Origin of the sequence: Mycobacterium paraseoulense, assembly GCF_010731655.1 — a bacterium.
Classification (GTDB): Bacteria; Actinomycetota; Actinomycetes; order Mycobacteriales; family Mycobacteriaceae; genus Mycobacterium; species Mycobacterium paraseoulense.
Map to the genome: position 1 here is coordinate 6,064,917 of NZ_AP022619.1, position 21,039 is coordinate 6,085,955.

At 68.5% G+C, this 21,039-nt stretch carries 12 protein-coding genes and 12 pseudogenes; 14 read left to right on the top strand and 10 right to left on the bottom strand.

Features of this window, described 5'->3' with window-relative positions; translation table 11 throughout:
- Window positions 1-10: 10 nt before the first annotated feature.
- From G6N51_RS28615 to G6N51_RS29505, 6 genes and pseudogenes are all read left to right on the top strand, one after another.
- Window positions 11-838 (top strand): SDR family NAD(P)-dependent oxidoreductase, encoded by an 828-nt coding sequence (locus G6N51_RS28615; RefSeq protein ID WP_083173283.1) that lies wholly within the window; start codon window positions 11-13, stop codon window positions 836-838.
- An 8-nt stretch (window positions 839-846) separates the two neighbouring features.
- On the top strand, window positions 847-1,995 hold the full coding sequence (locus G6N51_RS28620; RefSeq protein ID WP_197747129.1) for an acyl-CoA dehydrogenase family protein: 1,149 nt from the start codon (window positions 847-849) through the stop codon (window positions 1,993-1,995).
- A 25-nt stretch (window positions 1,996-2,020) separates the two neighbouring features.
- Window positions 2,021-3,561 (top strand): annotated as a pseudogene (locus G6N51_RS28625) (long-chain-fatty-acid--CoA ligase).
- Window positions 3,562-3,629: 68 nt separating this feature from the next.
- Window positions 3,630-4,115 (top strand): TetR/AcrR family transcriptional regulator, encoded by a 486-nt coding sequence (locus G6N51_RS28630; RefSeq protein WP_163750858.1) that lies wholly within the window; start codon window positions 3,630-3,632, stop codon window positions 4,113-4,115.
- Window positions 4,076-4,591 carry a TetR/AcrR family transcriptional regulator gene (locus G6N51_RS28635; RefSeq protein WP_163750860.1) on the top strand — a complete coding sequence of 172 codons (516 nt, stop codon included), beginning with the start codon at window positions 4,076-4,078 and terminating at the stop codon, window positions 4,589-4,591. The genes G6N51_RS28630 and G6N51_RS28635 overlap by 40 nt, the downstream gene beginning before the upstream one ends.
- Before the next feature lie 35 nt (window positions 4,592-4,626).
- Entirely contained in the window at window positions 4,627-4,752 is a 126-nt protein-coding gene (locus G6N51_RS29505) for a hypothetical protein (protein WP_269475045.1), read from the top strand.
- Window positions 4,753-4,759: 7 nt separating this feature from the next.
- Here G6N51_RS29505 and G6N51_RS28640 read toward each other — a convergent pair.
- Window positions 4,760-6,324 (bottom strand): annotated as a pseudogene (locus tag G6N51_RS28640) (long-chain-fatty-acid--CoA ligase).
- A gap of 34 nt (window positions 6,325-6,358) precedes the next feature.
- Window positions 6,359-6,502, bottom strand: coding sequence for a hypothetical protein (locus G6N51_RS28645; RefSeq protein ID WP_158086239.1), 144 nt, complete (start codon window positions 6,500-6,502; stop codon window positions 6,359-6,361).
- A 222-nt stretch (window positions 6,503-6,724) separates the two neighbouring features.
- On the opposite strand from G6N51_RS28645, the pseudogene G6N51_RS28650 reads away from it, so the two are divergent.
- From G6N51_RS28650 to G6N51_RS28660, 3 pseudogenes are all read left to right on the top strand, one after another.
- Window positions 6,725-7,511, top strand: a pseudogene (locus tag G6N51_RS28650) (SDR family NAD(P)-dependent oxidoreductase).
- Window positions 7,512-7,528: 17 nt separating this feature from the next.
- Window positions 7,529-8,465, top strand: a pseudogene (locus tag G6N51_RS28655) (catalase family peroxidase).
- Between the two features lie 73 nt (window positions 8,466-8,538).
- Window positions 8,539-9,307: pseudogene (locus G6N51_RS28660) on the top strand (sulfite exporter TauE/SafE family protein).
- Between the two features lie 24 nt (window positions 9,308-9,331).
- Here the strand turns inward: G6N51_RS28660 and G6N51_RS28665 are convergent.
- A complete protein-coding gene (locus G6N51_RS28665) occupies window positions 9,332-10,414 on the bottom strand; it encodes a glutamate--cysteine ligase (protein WP_163750862.1) in 1,083 nt (360 codons plus the stop codon).
- Window positions 10,415-10,452: 38 nt separating this feature from the next.
- Window positions 10,453-10,848 (bottom strand): anti-sigma factor antagonist, encoded by a 396-nt coding sequence (locus G6N51_RS28670; protein ID WP_083173275.1) that lies wholly within the window; start codon window positions 10,846-10,848, stop codon window positions 10,453-10,455.
- Between the two features lie 199 nt (window positions 10,849-11,047).
- Here G6N51_RS28670 and G6N51_RS28675 point away from each other — a divergent pair, with 199 nt between their 5' ends.
- Entirely contained in the window at window positions 11,048-11,668 is a 621-nt protein-coding gene (locus G6N51_RS28675; protein ID WP_083173274.1) for a TetR/AcrR family transcriptional regulator, read from the top strand.
- Between the two features lie 10 nt (window positions 11,669-11,678).
- On the opposite strand, the pseudogene G6N51_RS28680 reads toward G6N51_RS28675, so the two are convergent.
- Window positions 11,679-12,343, bottom strand: a pseudogene (locus G6N51_RS28680) (DedA family protein).
- Window positions 12,344-12,379: 36 nt separating this feature from the next.
- The gene (locus tag G6N51_RS28685) at window positions 12,380-13,198 is read right to left on the bottom strand and encodes an SGNH/GDSL hydrolase family protein (protein WP_083173272.1); all 819 of its coding nucleotides are present in this window, start codon (window positions 13,196-13,198) and stop codon (window positions 12,380-12,382) included.
- Window positions 13,199-13,261: 63 nt separating this feature from the next.
- On the opposite strand from G6N51_RS28685, the pseudogene G6N51_RS29770 reads away from it, so the two are divergent.
- A pseudogene (locus G6N51_RS29770) lies at window positions 13,262-14,892 on the top strand (acyl-CoA synthetase).
- A gap of 168 nt (window positions 14,893-15,060) precedes the next feature.
- Window positions 15,061-15,861 (top strand): annotated as a pseudogene (locus G6N51_RS28695) (IclR family transcriptional regulator).
- Here G6N51_RS28695 and G6N51_RS28700 read toward each other — a convergent pair.
- Window positions 15,858-16,698 (bottom strand): annotated as a pseudogene (locus G6N51_RS28700) (polysaccharide deacetylase family protein). The pseudogenes G6N51_RS28695 and G6N51_RS28700 sit on opposite strands and share 4 nt — an antisense overlap.
- Before the next feature lie 204 nt (window positions 16,699-16,902).
- Here G6N51_RS28700 and G6N51_RS28705 point away from each other — a divergent pair.
- Both G6N51_RS28705 and G6N51_RS28710 read left to right on the top strand, forming a co-directional pair.
- On the top strand, window positions 16,903-17,220 hold the full coding sequence (locus G6N51_RS28705) for a YiaA/YiaB family inner membrane protein (protein WP_083173294.1): 318 nt from the start codon (window positions 16,903-16,905) through the stop codon (window positions 17,218-17,220).
- Window positions 17,221-17,345: 125 nt separating this feature from the next.
- A complete protein-coding gene (locus tag G6N51_RS28710; RefSeq protein WP_163750864.1) occupies window positions 17,346-18,743 on the top strand; it encodes an acyltransferase family protein in 1,398 nt (465 codons plus the stop codon).
- Here the strand turns inward: G6N51_RS28710 and G6N51_RS28715 are convergent.
- From G6N51_RS28715 to G6N51_RS28725, 3 pseudogenes are all read right to left on the bottom strand, one after another.
- Window positions 18,707-19,341 (bottom strand): annotated as a pseudogene (locus G6N51_RS28715) (response regulator). The gene G6N51_RS28710 and the pseudogene G6N51_RS28715 overlap by 37 nt on opposite strands.
- A 12-nt stretch (window positions 19,342-19,353) precedes the next feature.
- Window positions 19,354-20,510, bottom strand: a pseudogene (gene macS, locus G6N51_RS28720) (MacS family sensor histidine kinase).
- A gap of 38 nt (window positions 20,511-20,548) precedes the next feature.
- Window positions 20,549-21,039, bottom strand: a pseudogene (locus G6N51_RS28725) (class II aldolase/adducin family protein); the annotation flags it as partial.

Below are 21,039 nucleotides of genomic sequence, written 5' to 3' on the forward strand. Positions count from 1 at the left end.
GCTTTCGAACATGGGAACTCTGGACAACAAGGTCGCGATCGTGTCCGGTTCTGGCCGCGGCATCGGGCGCGAAATCGCCGTCAAGCTGGCCTCCGAAGGGGCCCACGTCGTGGTGAACGACCTCGACGCCGACCCCGCTGCGGAGACGCTCGCCGCCATCGAGGCGGTCGGCGGCAAGGCCGTCACCTGCATCGGCAGTGTCACCGACGCCGGCTTCGCAAAGCGGTTCGTGCAAACGGCCGTCGACACCTTCGGCGGCCTGGACATCATCGTCAACAACGCCGGTTACACCTGGGATTCGGTGATCCAGAAGATGACCGACGAACAGTGGGACGCGATTTTGGACGTCCACCTCAAGGCGCCCTTTCACATCCTGCGCGCCGCGCAGCCTGTCATCAGCGGACTGGTCAAGCAGGCCAAGGCGTCCGGCGAGCCGGTGCCGTGCCGCAAGGTTGTCAACATCTCCTCGCTGGCCGGCGTGGGCGGCAACGCCGGACAGGCCAACTACGCTTCGGCCAAGGCCGGCATCCTCGGCCTCACCAAGGCCCTCGCCAAGGAGTGGGGCCGCTACAACGTCACCGTCAACGCGGTGGCGTTCGGATTCATCAAGACTCGGCTCACCGAGGTGTCAGCGGGTGGCGGCAAGATCACCGTGCAAGGCAGGGAGATTCAGGTTGGGGTCAACCCGGATCTGCTCGCCGCGATGGAACAGTTGATCCCACTGGGACGGGCCGGCACCCCGGCCGAAGCCGCGGGCGCGGTCTACCTGCTGTGCTCGCCCGAATCGGACTACGTCAGCGCGCAGACCCTGGTCTGCGGCGGCGGAGTCAACATCTAGGAGAAGATGTGGGCGCGGTACACCGATCGCCATGGGTCGACGATGAGGTCGCCGACCTCAAACACATGGCGATCAAGTTCTTCGAGGCCGAGGCCGTTCCGAACCGGGAACGCTGGGAGCGGCAAAAGTGCGTCGACCGTGAGTTCTGGTTGGCCGCGGGTCGATTGGGGCTGTTGTGCGCATCGATTCCGGAAGAGTACGGCGGGGGCGGCGGAACGCTGGCCCACGATTTCGCCATCCTCGAGGCGCAGGCCGAATGCGGCGACAGCGGATTCGGCAACCAGGTGCACAGCGGCCTGGTGGCGCATTACCTGCTCGCCTACGGCACGGAGGAACAGAAACAGCGGTGGCTGCCCAAGATGGCGACCGGCGAATACATCGGCGCGATCGCGATGTCGGAGCCCGGGGGCGGCTCGGACCTCAAAGCCCTGCGCACCACCGCGATCCGAGACGGTGACCACTACCGACTGAACGGGTCCAAGACGTTCATCTCCAACGGCGCCAGCGCGGACCTGATCGTGCTCGTGGTCAAGACCGAACCCGCGGCCGGCGCCAAGGGCGTCTCCCTGCTCGTCCTGGAAACCGCCGGTGCGCAGGGCTTCCGAGTCGGGCGCGTGCTGGACAAACTGGGCATGAAAGCTCAGGACACGGCGGAGCTGTTCTTCGACGACGTGCGGGTCCCCGCCGGCAACCTGCTGGGCGAGGAAGGCGCCGGCTACGGCTACGCGATGAAGCAGCTCGCCCACGAGCGCTTGATCATCGCCATCATCGGCGTGTCGACGCTGGAAACCGCCGTCGCCGAAACCATTGCCTACACCAAGCAGCGTCACGCCTATGGGGCGCCACTGTTTTCCATGCAGCACATCAGGTTCGAACTCGCGGACTGCGCGACCATCGCAAGAGTGGCGCGAACCTTCGTCGACGACTGCATCGTCAAGCACCTGCGCGGCGAACTCGACGCCGCGACGGCGTCGATGGCCAAGGCGTGGGTTACCGACATGCAATGTGCGGTCATCGACCGGTGCTTGCAGCTGTTCGGCGGATACGGCTACATGCTGGAATACCCGATCACCCGGATGTACGCCGACTCGCGCGTCCAGAAGATCTATGCCGGCACCAACGAAGTCATGAAGGAACTGGTCGCGCGTTCGCTGTGACCGCGGTCCCCGCACGGAGAAGAAAATGTATGTGACACAGTCGCTTCACCGCATGCTCCAGCAGTGTCCGGACATGCCGCTGACGGTGTTCGCCGATCGCCGGCGTACGGTGCGCCAATCGGCCGATCGCATCGCGCGGCTGGCCGGCGCTCTGCGGGCGCGGGCGTGCGCCGCGGCGAGCGGGTGGCCTTCTTGGGCCTGAACTCCGACCGCTATCACGAGTACATGTACGCGGTGCCATGGGCTGACGCGGCCGTGAACCCGGTCAACATCCGCTGGAGCCCGGCCGAAATCGCCTACTCGCTACGGGATTCAGAAACCACCGTGCTGCTCGTCGACGATGCGTTCGCCGCCACCGTCCCGCAGGTGGAGGCCGCGGGCGCCGAGCTGTCGACGATCGTCTACTGCGGCGAGGGCCCCTGCCCGCCGGGGATGCTCGACTACGAATCGCTGATCGACAGCGCGCGGCCGATCCCCGACCCACGACGCGGTGGGGACGAGCTTTACGGCATCTTCTACACCGGCGGCACCACCGGGCATCCCAAGGGAGTGATGCTCAGCCATAACAACGTGATGACCTCCGCGCTGGGCTGCCTGGCCACCGGCCGGTTCCTCACCGACCACGGCCGAATCCTGCACGCCGCGCCCCTGTTTCATCTGGCGGCGATCGGCATGTGGATCGCCGGCAACGTCGCGGGATCAACCCACGTGATGGTGCCGTCGTTCACCCCCGGCGGCGTGGCCGAAGCGATCAGCAACCATCACGTCACCGACGTGTTGCTGGTACCGACGATGATCCAGATGCTGATCGACCACCCGGACTGCGCCGGGTTCGACCTCACCTCGCTGCGCCACCTCATCTACGGGGCCTCACCGATCTCCGAAGCGCTTGTCGACCGTGCCCAAAAGGCGTTTCCGAACACCGGTTTGGCGCAGGCGTACGGGATGACCGAGCTGGCCCCGGCGGCCACCTTCCTCGCGCCGGCCGACCATGACAACCCGGCACTGCAGCGATCCGCCGGCCGGGCCCTCCCTCATGTCGAAGTGCGGGTCGTGGACCCGAACGGCGACGAGGTGCCGGCGGGTGAGATCGGGGAAGTCATCGTGCGCGGCGACAACGTCATGCTCGGCTACTGGAACCGGCCCGCCGAGACGGCCGCCACGGTTCGCGACGGCTGGATGCACACTGGTGACGTGGCGCGCATGGACGAGCAGGGCTACTTGTTCATCATCGACCGTCTCAAAGACATGATCATCACGGGCGGCGAGAACGTCTACTCGGCCGAGGTCGAGAACGCCCTCGCCGGCCACCCCACGGTCGCCGCCTCGGCGGTCATCGGCGTGCCCGACGATCAATGGGGCGAACGGGTCCACGCCGTCATCGTGTCGCGTCCGGGGAGCAATCCGACCGAGGAATCGATACGGGAGCACTGCCGGGAACTCATCGCCGGGTATAAGGTGCCGCGCAGCATGGAATTCGTCACCGAGCTACCCATTTCCGGCGCGGGTAAGGTCCTCAAACGTGAGCTGCGCGAACGCTATCGGGGCCCCGTGGACAGTCGATAATGGGTAGTGAGCGGCGATCCCTGTCGAGTCCACCCGCCAGAGGGACGCGGCCCGGGAACCGGCGCCAGTTGATCATCGATGCGGCGGCCACCCTGTTCTCCGACCAGGGATACGGCAATGTCTCGATGAGCGATGTCGCCGACGCTGTGGCTGTCGGCGCGTCGGCGCTGTACCGGCACTTCCCGAGCAAACAGGCCCTATTGGCGACGGTGATTGAGGATGCGCTCGGCACTTTGGACCAGGCATTGAAGGGGGCCGACGCCTCCGCCGACCTGGCCGCCGTCCTGGCCCGACTGGTGCAGGATCACCGCACCGTGGGCGTGTTGTGGCGGCGTGAAGGCCGTCACCTCAGGAGCAGGACCGGAAACGACTGCAGCGGGTCGCCCGACAGATCGGCGATCGACTCGCTCAACATATTCGATACCGGCGACCGGACCTGGGGGCCGCGCAGGCCGACCTGCTGGCATGGTGTGCGCTCGGCATCGCGAATAGCATTTCATTCCATCGCCTTTCGATGCCCGAGCCGGGCTTTTCGGCGCTCTTGGCCGGGTTGATCGCGGTACCGCTCGGTGCCGGCGCCGAGCTTCGCGGGGAGGCGGGCGGCGGTGAGTCGGGCGGCGCGCTGGTCGCCCGCTCACGACGGGAGGCGATCCTGTCCGCGGGTGCCGCGCTGTTCGCCCAGCGGGGGTTCACGGGGGTCAGCGTCGATGACATCGGCACCGCTGTGGGCATCGCCGGACCCAGCGTCTACAACCACTTCGCCGCCAAGACCGACATCCTGGTAGCGGCCATGTTCCGCGGCAACGAACTGCTCTGGGCGAACTTCAATCGCGCCGTCGCCGACGCCCCGACGTCGCCGGAGCCCTGCGCCGCGTGGTGCTCAGCTATCAGACCTTTGCGTTTGCCAATCCGGACATCGTCGAATTGCTCATTACCGAGGCGGCTCAACTCCCAGAGTCCGACAGTCACAGTGTCCGGAGCGCGCAGCGCGCCTATATCGACGAATGGGTCCACCTGGCGCGACAACTGAATCCCAGCTGGACGGTTACCGAGGCGCGGATCCGCGTGCAGGCGGCCCAGATGATGATCAACGACGTGGTGGTGATGCCGCGGTTGCGGAGCCTTCCGGGAGTCCGGACCGTCTTGGCCGACATCGCGGTGGCGTTGCTGGCTGCGCCATCGACGGAGTGAGGAACGCTCACACCGCTCGCGTCCGGTCACGCCAATACGGTTCGCGCAGCTGCGTTTTGAGGATCTTTCCGCTCGCATTGCGGGGCAGCGACTCCACGAAGTCGACGCTCCGCGGGCACTTGTAACCGGCCAGGTGCCGACGACAGAATTCGATGACATCGCTCGCGTCGACGTCGGCCTCGCCCGTGGTCGCCACGATCGCCTTGACCGATTCCCCCCAGAAGTCGTCGGGCACCCCGATCACGGCGGCGTCGGCCACGCCGGGATGCTCGATGAGCACGCTTTCCACCTCGGGCCCGTAGACGTTTTCGCCACCGGTGATGATCATGTCCTTCAGCCGGTCCTCGATGTAGACGTAGCCGTCGGCGTCGAGGCGCCCGATGTCGCCCGTGCGCACCCAGTCGTCGTCGGTGATCGTCTCGGCCGTCGCGTCGGGCCGGTTCAGGTAGCCGCTCATGTTCTGGTTGCTGCGCACCCAGATCTCGCCGGGCTCCCCGGCGGGCACCTCGGCGCCCGTCTCGGGATCGACCACGCGAATCTCGGTGCCCAGCACCGCCTTTCCGGCGGCCAGCTGCAGGTGCGGGCGGCCGGAATCGCGGTGGTCGGCGTCGCTGAGCGCGGTGACCGCACCGCACAGTTCGGTCTGCCCGTACACCTGGACGAAACGCGTGTCGGGCCAGGTGGACAGCGCGCGATGCAGCAGCGGCAGCGGCATGGGCGCCGCCCCGTACACGATGTAGCGCAGGCAGGCCACGGTGGCGTGGGCCGCTTCGCCGCCGTCGAGGAACCGGGCGATCACCGGCGGGACGAAGAAGGCGTGGGTGGCGCCGGCCCGCACCGCGCCGATCAGGGCGGCGGCGTCGGGTTCGCGGGTCATGATCGTGGGCACCCCGGCCCGAATGCCGAAGAGCGCGTACCCGATTCCGCCGACGTGGAAGAGCGGCATGGCCACCAGGTTCGCGTCCCCGTCGCCGAAGGGGAACGCCGGCGCCAGGTTCGCGGCGTGATTGACCAGCGCGCGCTGGCTCAGCAGCACGCCCTTCGGTCGCCCGGTGGTGCCGGAGCTGTAGATCACCAGCGCCGTCTCGCTCTCGTCGACCCCGGGGTCGCCCTCGGTGGGCGCCGCCGCGGCGAGCAGGGATTCGTATTCGTCGCCCACCACGACGATGCGTTCCACGCCGGGCACGCGTTCGGCGGCCGCCTCGGCCGCCGCCCGCAGCTCGGCGCCGACGAAGAGCAGCCGCGCCCCCGCTGTCGCCCAGCACGTGCACGAGTTCGTCGCCGATGACGCGCCAGTTGACCACGGTCGTGACGGCCCCGATCGACGCGGCGGCGAAAAGCACCTCGAGGCAGGCGGGGTGGTTCTTGTCCAGGAATGCCACCGACTGCCCGCGCCGCACACCGGCGGCGCGCAGCGCCGGCCGCGCGGCGGATCCGTGCGGCCCAGTCAGCCCAGGACCACTCGCGTTCGCCGTAGCGAATCGCGACGGCGTCGGGCCGCTGTCGTGCGTGCCGGTCGACGAATCCGGCGAGCGTCTCCGTCGTGTGCGCCGTGGCATCGGCTGGTGGCATGGATCCCTCCGAGTTCGCTGTGCTCCATTCTGAATCAGAGCATCGACTCGATCATCATGCCGCCCTCGCTGACCGCCCGCGGGGTCGCGTTGTTGTTCTGTCTGAAGTCGATGAAGGCCGACCGTTGGTTGGACGTGTTACCGCCGTGGACGTATTGGCTTGGGTGTCGTCGAAACATGCGTCGGCTCCTGGTCCGGGGCGAAGGGGACGATGCGCCCGCTGGTTTTCACCATGTTCCCGCGAACGGACGGTGTCCAAGACCGGGCCGCTATTTGCCGATAGCTCTCCCTCATCAAGACGACCTTCTGCGGTGCCCGACGGGAGAGTTTGCCCTCGCGCGAGCGGCGCCGTGTGTCAACATGGCTGCGGCCCGACAGACCTTCCAACAGAGGGACCAAGCGTGGTGAACCCTGACCGTGCCCGCTCACGCACCTTCGTCGTGACGGGCGCCGCATCCGGGATCGGCCTGGCGACCGCGAGACGCCTGCTGGCAGAGGGGCACGGTCGTCGGCGCCGACCTGGCCGCCCCACCCGACCTCGGGCCGCGGTTCGAGTTCGTCGCCGCCGACGTCACCGACGAAGCCGCGATCGCCGACGTGTTGGCCGCGGTGCCCGGCCGCCTCGACGGGGTGCTGCACGCCGCCGGGGTCGCCGGGGGAGGCCCGGTCCACCTGCTCGACCGGGGCGAATGGGACCGGGTGATCGGGATCAATCTCACCGGCACGTTCCTGGTCGCCAAGGCGGCGCTCGCGCGGATGATCGAGCAATCCCGCGTCGACGGCGAACGGGGTTCCCTGGTGACCGTCGCCAGTGTCGAGGGCCTGGAGGGCACGGCGGGCGGCAGCTCGTACAACGCGGCCAAGGGCGGCGTCGTGTTGCTCACCAAGAACATCGCGCTCGACTACGGGCCCAGCGGCATCCGGGCCAACGCCATCTGTCCCGGCTTCATCGAAACGCCGATGGCCCAGAGCGTCTTCGGCCTGCCCGGCATGGAGGGGCCGCTGCAATCGATCACCGAGGAGCACGCTTTGCAACGGCTCGGCCAGCCGGAGGAGGTCGCGGCCATGGCGGCGTTCCTGCTGTCGTCCGACGCCTCGTTCGTCAGCGGCCAGGCCATCGCCGTCGACGGTGGCTACACCGCGGGCCGCGATCACGGTGTCGTCAAACTCTTCGGCTTTCCCTCCTAGCGCCTTAAGATTCGCGAATGGTCACTCCCGATGAGGCGATCGAGGCGATCCGCGGCGCCGGCGGCGCGCAGCCGGGTTGCCGCGCTCTGCACGCCAAAGGCGCCCTCTACCGCGGCACGTTCACCGCGACAGCCGATGCGGTGATGCTCACGCGCGCAAAGCATCTCGACGGATCGACGGTCCCGGCGCTGATCCGCTTCTCCAACGGCGCCGGCAACCCCGCTCAGCGCGACAACGTGCCGGGCATCCGCGGAATGGCGGTGAAGTTCACCCTGCCCGACGGCTCCACCACCGACGTGTCGACGCAGACCGCGCGCCTGTTCGTCTCGAGCACGCCGGACGGCTTCGTCGACCTGCTCAAGGCGATGCGGCCCGGTCTGACCACGCCGCTGCGCATGGCCAATACTTCCTCGCCCACCCCGGCTGTTCGGCGCGCTGCCGGTGCTGCGCGACGCGAACAAGATCCCGGCGAGCTACGCCACCATCGAGTACCACGGCTTGCACGCGTTCCGCTGGGTCGCGGCCGACGGCAGCGCCAGATTCGTTCGCTACCACCTGGTTCCGGGCGCCGCGGAGAACTACCTGTCGGCACCGGCCGCCCAGAAGGAGGGTCCGGATTTCCTCACCGACGAACTCAACGCCCGCCTGGACAGCGGCCCGGTGCGGTTCGAATACCGGGTGCAGATCGGCGGGCCCACCGACTCGACGGTGGATCCGTCGGCGCCCTGGCAGAGCACGCAGATCGCGACCGTCGGCACCATCGAGATCACCGGCCCGGAGACCGAGCGCGAGCACGGCGGCGACATCGTCGTGTTCGACCCGATGCGGGTGACCGACGGCATCGAGCCCTCCGACGATCCTGTCCTGCGCTTCCGGACGCTGGCGTACTCGGCGTCGGTCAAGCTCCGCACCGGCGTCGATCGCGGGCCGAGGCCCCGCCCGCCTGACCGATAAACCGCACCCGGCACGCGCCCGCACGGCGAAACCGGCGGCAGGCTAAGGTTTTTCTTCAGTGTCGCCTTCCCACATGCTGCTGATTTGCTTGGCCGGGTTCGGCGCCGGCGCCATCAACGCGCTCGTCGGGTCCGGCACCCTGATCACGTTCCCCACACTGGTCGCCCTGGGCTTCCCGCCGGTCACCGCCACCATGTCGAACGCGACCGGTCTGGTCGCCGGCAGCGTGTCGGGCACCTGGGGATACCGCGCCGAACTGCGCGGCCAGTGGAATCGCCTCCGCTGGCAGCTGCCTGCCTCGCTGGCGGGCGCCGTGCTGGGCGCCTTCCTGCTGCTGCACCTGCCGGAAAAGGTCTTCGCCGAGGTGGTGCCGGTGCTGCTGGTGCTGGCGCTGGCGCTGGTGGTCGTCGGGCCGCGGATCCAGGCGTGGACGAGCCGGCGCGCGGAGGTGGCCGGCCGGTCACCCGAGCACATCACCCTGCCCGCATGGCCGTCCTGGTGCTCGGCACCTTCGCCGTCGGCGTCTACGGCGGTTATTTCACCGCCGCCCAGGGCATCCTGCTGGTCGGTCTGATGGGCGCGCTGCTCCCGGAGTCGGTGCAGCGGATGAACGCGGCCAGAACCTGCTGACGCTGGTGGTGAATGTGGTTGCGGCCGTGGCCTATACGCTGGTGGCCTTCGACCGGATAAGCTGGCCGGCCGCAGGGCTGATCGCGGCGGGCTCGCTGGCGGGCGGACTGGTCGGGGCCCGCTACGGGCGCCGCCTGTCGGGCAACGCGCTGCGCGCGATCATCGTGGTGGTGGGCCTGATCGGGCTGTATCGTCTCGTCGCCGTTGCGTGACGGAAAGCGCTGCAGCCAAGGGATTCAGCTCAGTGTGGCGGCGGCAGCCGCTTCGATGACGTCCATCACCTCGCCCCGGATGCGCCACGCCCGCAGCTGGCGCATCGCCCCGTTACCCTGAGCGGCGACACGGTCGAGTTCGCCCGCGACGCGGTCATATTCGCCGAGCGATTCCAGCGCCGGCCGCACGCGCTGCACGAGAGCGCCCAGCTGCTCACGCGCCGGCACCGCTCCGTGGCCGTGGACCAGGTCGAGCGCGCGCCCGGCGAGCCCGTCGTGGGCGGCCTTCCAGTACGCCGCGCGCAGGGCCGCCGGCGGAAGCCGCCCGGGCTCGTCCGCGGGCGCTTCGAGCGCCGTCATCACCGCCGCCCTGACCAGGGTGGCGAGCAACACCGTCTCCGCAACGGTCGCCGGCACGTCGGCCACCCGCACCTCGATCGTCGGGAAGTTCTCCGACGGGCGCACGTCCCAATAGACCATCTTCTGGTCCAGGATCACTTCGCTGTCGATCAGCATCCGCACCGTGCGGTCATAGTCGTCGGGCGACGGGAAGAACGGCGGCGGGCCGGCCACCGGCCAGCGCCGCCATAGGACGCTGCGCCAGCTCGCGTACCCGCTGTCGGCGCCACGATACACCGCCGAATTCGCCGACAGCGCGAGCAATGACGGCAACCACGGTCGCAGCCAGTTGCTGACTCCGACGGCGGCCGCGCGGTCCGGAACCTGCACGTGCACATGGCATCCGCAGATCCCTTGCTCGTGCGCGACCATCCCGTATTCGGCGCCGATTCGACGGTATCGGGGAGTGTCGGTGACCGGAAAGGCGTGCGGCGTGGCGGGGAAGCCCGGCCGCGAGCAGCCGAAGCCCGTCCCCTCGGCCGCCTGCGCCGCCGCGCGCAGCCGGGACAGTTCTTCGCCCAGTTGCGAGCTGGTCGTCACGACATGAGAGGTGGTTTCCACCTGGCAGCTGCTCAGTTCCAGCTGCAGCTCGACGCCGCGGCGTGCGGCCTCGCCGGCCACATCGGCGTTCCGCGGAGCCGGTTCACCGGTTCGCGGGTCGACGAGGAGAAATTCCTCCTCCGCGCCGAAGGTGGGAGGTTCGCTCATCCGGCCGGGAACGGCCGATCAGTGCCTGGGCCGCCCCGTTACCAACGGGCCGCGGACGCCAGCGCGGAATCGGCGGTCGGGTAGATGGGCAGCAGCGCGGACAGGCCGCACGCGTCGACGATGCGGGCGACGATCGGCTCGCGGCTGACCAGGCGCAATTCGACGCCGCGATCCTTGCAACGCCTCGCCTCGTCGGCCAGCACCGCGAAGGCGCAGCAGCCCATGAAATCCAGCCCGGTGACGTCGACCACGAGCGGGCCGGGCGCGATGACGATGCCGGCTACCTCGCTGACCAGCTGGCGCCAGGTGTGCTCGTTGCACGCGTCGAGCTCCCCGCCCGCGTAGATCAGCACCGCCGGGCCGCTGCGATCGGCCGTGGCGCGCAGCGTGCTGTTCGGATCGCCCAGCTCGTAGACCAGCTTGGTGCTGAGCATCAGGTGGGTAGTTGTCATCGGTTCTGCAATGGCCGAACTCAACATCGTGGACTCCTAATCGACCGGCGTCTACGACGCTGCGATGGATGCCCGTCCTGCCGTTTGAAGACAGACTCTTCGCGGAATGCGAATCTCATTTCTATAACAAGACAGGTCAGTCTGTCTACATAACTGACTTAAGAGTATGTTGTGGGTTGCTATGACAACTTCCGATGTCGGAAGGCCCGCCGTGTCGGCGCGTGAACGCATTCTGACCGCGGCGTATGACCTGTTCAGTAGGCGTGGCATCCGCGCGGTCGGCACCGAAGAGGTGATCGACCGGGCCGGGGTTGCCAGGGCCACGTTGTACCGGCATTTCGCCACCAAGAACGACCTGGTGCTGGCCGTGCTGCAGCGGCGCGAAGAACTGTGGACGCACGGCCTGATCGAGGAGCAGTCGCGACAGCGCGGCGAGACGCCCGAGGAGCAGTTGCTCGCGATCTTCGACGTCATGCACGACTGGATCCAGCTGCGCGACGGGTATGAAGGCTGCTCGTTCATCAACGTGCTGCTCGAGCTCGGGCACGATTCGCCCGCGGGCCGGGCCTGCATCACCCACATCGACCACGTCCGCGACATCGTGCGCCACCGGGCGGTCGCGGCGGGGCTGACCGACGTCGAGGACTTCGCCTCGTCCTGGCACATCCTGATGAAGGGCGCCATCGTGCTGGCGGCCGTGGGCGACCTGGACGCGGCGTTGCGTGCCCGCAGGATGGCCGTCACCCTCATCGAAGAGCACCGGCCCGTCGCACCCGAGGACCTCGGCGAGGCGGCCAGTTAGGGCGCGCGTCTCACGCGGCGTCGGCGGCGGTGCTGCCGGCCTTGCGGTAATGCTCGGCCTCGAGCTCGGCGATGGCCCGCGAGGTGCGCTCACGCAGGGCAAAGGCGGCGATCAGACCGCAGACGATGGCGATGACGAGCGCGATCCAGGAGAACCGCTCCATCCAGCGCTCCGCGGCCATCCCGGCGAAATACACCAGTGCGGTGGTGCCGCCGGCCCAACAGATGGCCCCCGAGACGTTGGCCGCCAAAAAGCGCGGGTAATGCATCTTCAGGGCTCCGGCCAGCGGCCCGGCGAATATCCGCAGCAGCGCGATGAAGCGGCCGAAGAATACGGCGCGAACGCCCCAGCGGTTGAACAACTTTTCGGCCAACGCGACGTGTCCGGGACCGAAATGTTTGGGGAACCGCCGGCCGAGCCGGTCGAAGAGCGGCATGCCGAACCGGCGCCCGATCGCGTAGCCGATCGAGTCGCCGATCACGGCGCCGATCACCGCCGCGACGCCGACACCGACGGGTTCACCGGCAAGTCGTCATGCGACGACATCAGCGCGGCGCTGACCAGGATGATCTCCCCGGGAAGGGGAATGCCCAGGCTCTCCAGCCCGACCACACCGCCGACCACCAGGTAGACCGCGAGCGGCGGGATCGCGTGCAGCAAAGCCTCCACATCCATGCGTCCAGGATGCCTGACCGTCCGGGGACACGCGCCCTAAACCCTCCGGTTCGCGTCCGCCGGTCTGCTCGGCGTGCTGAGGCGTTCCAGCTGCGGACGTTTGGGTTCCCGCCCGTCGGCCGACGACATGCCGCGCAGCCGGCGCCAGATCCACGGGAAGAAACTGTCCTGCGTCCAGCGCAACTGTTCGTAGGCGCCGCCGCTCAGTGACCGCCGCCTGGCCTCGGAGCTAGGGTGGGCCCAATCATGGTTGCTGCCAGGCAGATTCAGGGCCTCGGCGGCCGCGGCGGCGAACAGCATGTGCCCTTTGGCCGACGCGTGCACACGGTCGATGGCCCAGGTGTCCAACTCGCGCATCGACGGCGCGTTGTACAGGTCGACCAGCCGGAAGCCGTAGTGATCGGCGGCGGCTCGGATCGCATCGTTGACGCGGGCGAGGCGCCCGGACACGAGGCGGCCGAGCGGGAGGAACTGCGCGACGTTGGGGAACGTCGTCGTCACCACCGTCGCCCCCGATCCGGCCAGTGCGGCGTGGATCTCGTCGAGGTCGACCAGGGCGCGGCCGAAGGATCGCCCCGGCTGGATGACGTCGTTCATCCCGACGCACACGGTGATCAGGTCTGGCCGCATGGCCAGCGCCTGCGGGACCTGCTCGCGCAGCACGTGGGCCACCAGCTTGCCGCGGATCGCCAGGTTGGCGTAGTGCAACCCGGGATAGAGCGAGTCGAGCAGCGCCGCGAGCCGGTCGGCGAAGCCCAGGAGGCCGACGACGTCGTCACCGTCCCATAGGCCCTCGGTCTGGCTGTCCCCGATGGCGACGTATCGGCTGTATCCGGTCCCAATAGCCCCGCACACGAAGCCGAGACTAATAGGTGAGCGCTGTAGCGTGGCGCTGGCTCGACGGGAGGAGCGGCGGCAATGCAATTCAACCTCGCTCAGGTGTTCGGTGCGGTCGCGGAGGCCAACCCCGACCGGGACTGCATCGTGTTCGGCGATCGGCGCCTGACCTTCGCGCAGACCGACGAACGCGCCCGCCGATTCGCCCGTGCCCTGCACGAATGGGGACTGGGAGTGCGGCGCGAACGGGCGGAGTTGGCGCCGCACGAATCTGGCCAAAGCCATCTCGGCTTGTACCTGGCCAACGGCAACGAGTATCTCGAGGCCATGCTCGGCGCGTACAAGGCGCGCGTCGCGCCCTTCAACGTCAACTACCGCTACGTCGCCGACGAGCTGATGTACCTGCTGGGCAACGCCCGCGCGGAGGCCGTCATGTACCACGCGCGCTTCGCGCCGACGCTGGGCGCGGCGCTGCGGACCATGGGAGCCGATGTGCGCTTGATTCACGTCGACGACGGGTCCGGGCACGACCCGCTGCCGGGGGCGGTGCGCTACGAGGAACTACTCGCGTCGGTGTCCGACGAGCCACTCGACCTCACGCCCTCGCCCGACGACCTCTATGTGCTCTACACCGGCGGCACCACCGGGATGCCCAAGGCGGTGCTGTGGCGGCAGCACGACATTTATCTGAATGCCATGGGCGGCCGCAACTTTGGCACGGGCGAGGAAGTGACCAGCCTGGAGGAGATCGTGGAGCGGTCGCGGCCCGAGAGCCCGGGGTTCGATGACGGTGGCCCCCCTTGATGCACGGGGCGGCGCAGTGGGCCGCGTTCATCAACCTGTGCGCGGGGCGTCCATTCGTGATGCCGGGGACGACCACGCACTTCGATCCGGCCGAGGCCTGGGCGCTGGCCAGCCGGGAACGGGTGGTCTCGATGTCGATGGTCGGCGACGCGTTCGGGCGGCCGTTGCTGGAGGCGCTCGAGGCCGGGAAGTACGACCTGTCCGGGCTGCTGATTCTGATCACCGGCGGGGCGGCGCTGAGCGCCCCGCTCAAGAAGCGCTTCCTCGAACTGCTGCCCCAGCTGACGATCCTCGACGCGGGGGGAGCGTCGGAATCGGGCTCGCAGATGGGTCAGGTCTCTTCTCGCGCACAGGACGCCTCGGGCCGGTTCGCCCCCAACCCGGGCGCGGTCGTGGTCAGCGCGGACATGAGCAGGATCCTGTCGCCCGGCGACGACGAAATCGGTTGGCTGGCACAGCAACGCCTGATACCGCTGGGATATCTGGGCGATCCGGAGAAGACCGCGCGCACGTTCCCGGTGATCGAGGGGCTCAGGCACTCGGTGCCCGGGGATCGGGCCCGCTGGCACGCCGATGGCCAGATCGAACTGCTGGGCCGCGACTCGGTCACCATCAACTCCGGCGGGGAGAAGATCTTCGCCGAGGAGGTCGAGGCCGCGCTTCTCCGGCATCCCGCCGTCTACGACGTCGTCGTGACGAGCCGGCCGAGTGTCCGTTGGGGCAACGAGGTGGTCGCCGTCGTGCAACTGGCGGACGGCGAGGCCGCGGACCCCGACGCCATTGTCGCGGAGGCCGCCCGCCACATCGCGCGCTACAAGCTGCCCAAGGCGATCGTCTTCCGCGACCGGCTGCAGCGCTCGCCGTCCGGCAAGGCCGACTACCGGTGGGCGAAAGACCAAGTGGTGTAGCCCGAAGCGCCGAGATTGCCGTGGTGGTCGCCCCGAACCGCGGATGCGCAGCCGTGGCGGCAATCTCGGTGAGCGGGTACGGGGTGAGCGTCCCGTGGTGTCCTGCCCCAACTGGCGCGCCACCCTCGGCTCGGTGACTGATGTGGCTTCTGCGACTACCGTGATCACATGCCGAAGAAGCGCGAGCGGGCCACGGTGCAGGACACCGCCGATTCGCTTGCGCCGCAGTATCCGATCGAGTCGGTCGACAACGCCCTCAAGCTGCTGCTGTTGTTGGGTGAACAACCCGAGATCCGGTTGAGCGAGGCCACCCGCTACCTGGGCGTGGCGTCGTCCACCGCGCATCGGTTGCTGGCGATGCTGGCCTACCGCGGCTTCGTGCGACAGGACCCGGTGTCGAAGGCCTACCTGCCCGGACCGTCGCTGACCGGTGTGGCGTTCGCGGTCTTCGCCCGCATCGACATCCAGCGTTCGGCCATGCCGATCATGCGCGGCCTCGCCGAGCGGCTGCGCGAAACCGTGCACGTGGGGATGCTCGACGGCGCGGGCGTCCGCTTCGTCGCCGCCGTGGAAGGCCCGCCGCGGTGCGGTGGCATCCCGGCTGGGCCGCGCCATGCCGGTGCATTGCACCTCGACCGGCAAGGTCATGCTGGCGCAGCTGCCCGAGCCGGAGCTGCGTCAGCTGCTGCCGGACGAGCGGCTGGAACGCATCACGGCTTCCTCGATCGGCAGCCGGACGGAATGGAGGCCGAACTCGCCGCCATCCGCGAGCGCGGGTACGCGATCAACCGCGAAGAGAGCGAGGAGGGCGTCGCCTCGGTTGCGGTGCCCATACCGACGCGGGCGCCGGGCCTGCGGCTCGCGCTGAACGCCGCCGCGCCGGTAAACCGGCTGGACACCTCCCGGTACGCCGCGGTGGTGGCGGCACTTCTCAAGGCGGCCAAGGAGATTGGCGATCAGCTGAGCTAAGGCGCCTTACCGGTGCTATGCCCGGCCTGCGGCCGCAGGAAAACGTCGTCGAGCGTCACGGTGCGCAGCCGGCGCGACCGAATGATGTCGATGAGCTGGGGGTAGACGTGCGTCACCGGTGGGTGGTTGAGGTGGCCGATGACGATGTTGTGCGGGATGAACGACTGGTACGCCATCCTGACGATCTGGTCCTCGGAAACCGGCGCGGAGTCCCGCAAGTCGCCGGACCACAACGTGGTCACCTGGTAGCCCAGATCGGCGGCCACCGCCGCGACCGCGGCGTTGTGATGGCCATACGGTGGCCGCAGGTAGGGGGCGGCGTCCACGCCGTACGTATTCCGCAGAAACGCGTGTGTGCGCGAGATCTCCTCGGCCACTTGGCTCTTCGATAGCCTAGTCAAGTCGGGATGCGTCCAGGTGTGATTGCCCAGCTGTATCTGGCCGGCTTCGACCAGCGGTCGAAGCAACCCGGCATTGTCGGTCCACGAGTGATAGCCGCCGGTGACGAAATAGGTGAGCCGCGGAGTCCCTGGCGAACTGTGTGTAGAGCCGCACCACGTCGGTGTTGGCTCCGTCGTCGACCGTCCACGCCAAGAGATCGCCATTGCCCGGAAGTTTGTTCAGCACGCCGCCGTCGGGCAGTGCGACCCTCGATCGCGGGTCCGGGGGTGACAACGGCAAGAAGGGAGCGTCCGGGGAGGGGGCGGATCCACGAACGTCGCCACGCGCCGCCGCATCGAGCCCGCCGGTGGCGGCAGCCACCGTCGCGGCCAGCGCGACAAGGAAACGGCGCCGGTCCAGTTCGGCCACGGGGGTACTCCTCGGTGGTCGGCGCATCCGGGCGCCGCAAAACTAGTTCGGGTCTGCTAGCTGGACAGACTAGGCGCGCAGCTATCGCGATCCGGGCAGGTCCGGCGAGTGTTCGCGCGCCGATATGAACTTGTGACCCCCGGCCGGCCCGCTTGGCGACCGCGCGGGTGCCCGAGTCATTGAGTAGTCCTACGGATGCCGGGAGCGGCGCGCTGCCGCAGGCTGTTTCGCATGACCGTTCCCAATGGCATGTCCAAGACCACCGCCGCGTTTTTCGTTCAAGCCGCTGTCGCGTTCGCGATCAGCTTTGTGACCGCGCTGGGCGGTATCTACTTCCTTCCGCTGGACGCGTGGCAGCGATCCTTCCTCGGCATCAGTTTCCTGTTCCTGGTGTCGAGCGCGTTCAGCCTGGCCAAGGTGATTCGCGACCAACAGGAAGCGGCCACCGTGCGGGTGCGACTCGACGAGGCGCGCATCGAGAAACTGCTGGCCGACTACGACCCGCTCAATGCCGCCGCCGCGAAACTGAGTAGTTCCACTCAGGCCTGACGCGTAGATCTGCGCGGGTGCAGGCCCTGCGCGATCGGCGAAGCTTGTCCTGGCATCCCGCCGTACTTCCCGAAGGCATCGCCGCCAATCCCGTTCTTCACCAATAGATCCCGAAAGGACATTCCATGGCAGCTCTTGCGAGATTCCCCGACGTCGCGCAGGTGGCGGCGGCGACTCCGGCCGACCGTGATCGCGTCGTGGACGTCATCCGCATCACGTCGCTGATCGGCGTGGTGCTCGGCCACACCGTGATGGCCATCAGCATCATCCGCGACCACGTCTTGATCTGGGATAACCTGCTGACCGCCTCGGTGGTGTTTCAGGCAGCCACCTGGATGCTGCAGATCATGCCGCTGTTCTTCTTCGCCGGCGCCGCGGCCTGCCTGTCGTCGTGGTCTGCCGGCACGAACTGGGGTGACTGGCTGATGAAACGCTGCACCAGACTGTTCCGGCCGGTGTTCTACTACCTGGCGTTTTGGGCGGTGGCGCTGACGGTGCTGTATCGGGTTCTGCGGCAACACATCTACGAGCCGGTGGCCGGTGTCAGTACGCAGCTGCTGTGGTTCCTGGGGGCCTACGTGCTGGTGCTGGCCGCGATGCCGGTGCTATACCGCATCACCACCGCGGGGCGTCTCGCCGCGGGTGTGGCCGGCGTCTACGGCGCCATCGCGGCGATCGACGCCATTCGGCTGCACTGGCCGGCCATGATGCCCCTGGGCTACCTCAACCTGGTCGTCTGGCTCATCCCCGCCATGTTCGGCATCGCCTACCGCCGGCGGCTGCTCACCGGGCGCGCCGCACTGGTCATCGCGGCCGTCGGGTTCGCCGTCGACGTCGCGCTGGTGCACTGGGGTCCGTACCAGATCAGCATGGTCGGCACCGGTGATCACCACCTGTCCAACACCAGCCCACCCTCGCTGCTGTTGGCCGGGCACACAATCATCCTGAGCGCCTTGGCGATCGCCGCGGCGCCGGTGATCGCACGCTGGGCCCAGCGGCCACGGGTGTGGTGGTGGACGGCTATCGGCAACTCTGGAGCCATGACCCTGTATTTGTGGCACATGCCCGTACTGCTGGGTGTGCATCTGGTCTTCGACTGCCTCGGCGCCCCGCGTTACCCCGGCGCACCGGATTTCCTCGTTATCAGCCTCGCGCAGCTGATCGTCGTAATCGGCGCCGTGGCGGTGCTTTTCGTCGCGCTGCGGCCGCTGGAGAACAATCCGCTGTCCGGCTGGGACGGCGCCCCGACCGTGACGGGGCGCGGGCGGGGAGCGGCCGTCGGTGCCCTGTTGTGCGTCGCGGGCGTGGCGATTCTCGCCGCCATCAGGTGGGGACTCAAGGACGACGGCCTGGTGTGCATGGCCGTGATGGTGGCCGCCTTGGTCGGTGCCCGTGTGTGGCGGCACCGGCACAGCGCCTCACAGCGGCGCGCAGTTAGAGCGGGGATTCCATGGCCCGCGGCGCAGTCAGGCGGCTGCTCCGCGGGTCATGGTTCGTCATCGAGGCCGTGCTCGATGGCATAACGCGCCAACTCCACCCGGTTGGCGACCTGGAGTTTGCGAAAGGTTGCCTGCACGTGATTTTCGACGGTGCGGTGGCTCAGCGACAGCTTCTGGGCGATCTGCTTGGCGGACAAGCCCTTTGCCACGTGGCGCAAGACCTCTGTTTCGCGTTCGGTGAGGCGGGGCCGAGCGGGACCGTCGTCCTTGCTCTGCGCCATGCGCCGGTATTCACCCAAAACCAGCCCGGCCAGACTCGGGGTGAACACGGCGCGGCCTTCGGCGGTCGCCGTCACGGCCTGCGCCAGTTCCGATCTGGATGCGCTCTTGACCAGATAACCGATCGCGCCGGCCTTGACGGCTTCAATACGTCGTCTCGCTCGTCGGAGGCCGAGAGCACCAGCACCCGAGACGAGGGGGAGACCGCGAGCACTCCGGCGGTCGCCTGCGCCCCGTCACCGTCGGGCAGCTGCATATCCATCACCACCACGTCGGGCTTGACCACGGCCGCCCGCCGGCGCGCGGCGGCAACGCCGTCGGCGGTGGCGACCACGGTGAACCCGTCGTCGGCGAGGTCGCGGGCGACCGCGTCACGCCAGATGGGATGGTCGTCGACGACCATCACCGTCGTGGGTCATCGGCCATGGCGTGGCTTTCCGCGTGGCACGCACAACTCCCACTCGGCGCCTTCTCCGGGTTCGCTGCGCAGGTGGGCGCTGCCGCCCAGCGACGTCAGCCGCCCCACGATCGAATGGGAGATGCCCAGGCGCCGCTGGCCGGCCGCTTCCTCGAGCCTGCCGGCGGCGATTCCCACCGTCGTCGCGGATGCTGACCACAACGGAATCGCCGAGGTCTTCGACCAGCACGAACGCGTGAGCACCGGGCCCGGCGTGCGCGCCACGTTGTCCAGGGCGTTGCCCACCGCCGCGTCGAGCTCGGCGCCCACCCGGCGGCCACGGGCACAGGTGTGGCGGGCAGGCTCAGCGACACGCGGTCGGATTCCCGGCGGCGCAACAGGGTGCGCAGGTCGATGGTGGCGCCGTCGGTGTCCTGGTCGGCGTCGGTGCTGGCCAGCCAGCGCCGCAGCGCGCGTTCCTGCTCGCTGGCCAGGTCGGCGAGTGCGGCTGTGGCGCCGCCGATTTCGCGGCCCCTCTTGGACACCAGCGCCAGCACCTGGATGGCTCCGTCATGGACTTGGCGGGACAGGCGTTCCCGTTCTTGGACCGCGGCCGCCAATCGGGCCGCTTGCTGGAGCTCATCGTGGGCGCGCCGCGCGGTTTGGGCGGCCATACCGATCGCCATGCCGATCGCCAGCTCGATGATGACGGTGGCGTTATGCCCCAGGTTGAGGGCGAGATAGTTCTTGACCGCGAAATTGGCGGCCATCACCACCAGGCCCGTCAACATGCCGCCCGCGGGTCCGAACTGGATCGCCGCCGAGATCGTGGGATTGCTGGCCCATAGCGTTGTCGGCCAGGTCTGATTGTCGGCCGCCCACTGTGGGGTGGTGACGATGGTGTTCGACGACATGAGCAGCACGACGATCGCAATCTCGGCGAGCACCCATGCCGGTCTGCGACCGAACCCGCGCAGGTAAGCCACCGCGCACGCCGCGCTCCAGCCGATGAGTACCGCGAACAGCGCCCAGCCCAGCGCGGGCCGACGCAGATCCGGGTTGATGGCTATTTGGAACCCGGTGGCGTAGACGCAGCTCAGCAGCCGGAACACCTGCGCCGCACGCCATAACGGCGTGGTCGGGTCAAGGCTGTTTTTCGCCATCGTGGTCAGCATAAATGCGCTGCCTCACCGCGGTCGGGAAGATCGCATGCTTAGTCGGCCGGCAGCCGTGCCACTTCATGCCGCCAGGCGGCCTCGGCGGTGAACGACGGCCCCAGGTCGGGCAGGTCGTCCCAGTCGGCGTCGTCGATGTCCCGTAGGGCGCCGCCGGCGCCCTTCACCAACGACATTCGGGCCAGGGCGTCGAGGCTGATCGCCTGCAGCACCGCCTGCTGCACGGTGGCGCCCGCGCTGGTGATCCCGTGCCCGCGGCAGATCACCACCGGCCGTCCGCGCATGGCCGCCACCATCTCCTTGCCCAGCGTCGGGGTGCGAATCAGCACGGCTCGTTCGTAGACGGGCACCGCCGCGCGCGAGCCACGCGCCGGGAATGTCGAAGGCGCCGTAGATCGGCCGGATCGCGATGCCGGCCAGGTCGGCGGCGACGACGGCGGGCGGGTGCAGGTGCGCGACGGCACGATGCCGCGGATTGGCCAGCATCGTCTCGACGTGGATGGGCAGTTCGTTCGGCGCGGTACCCGTC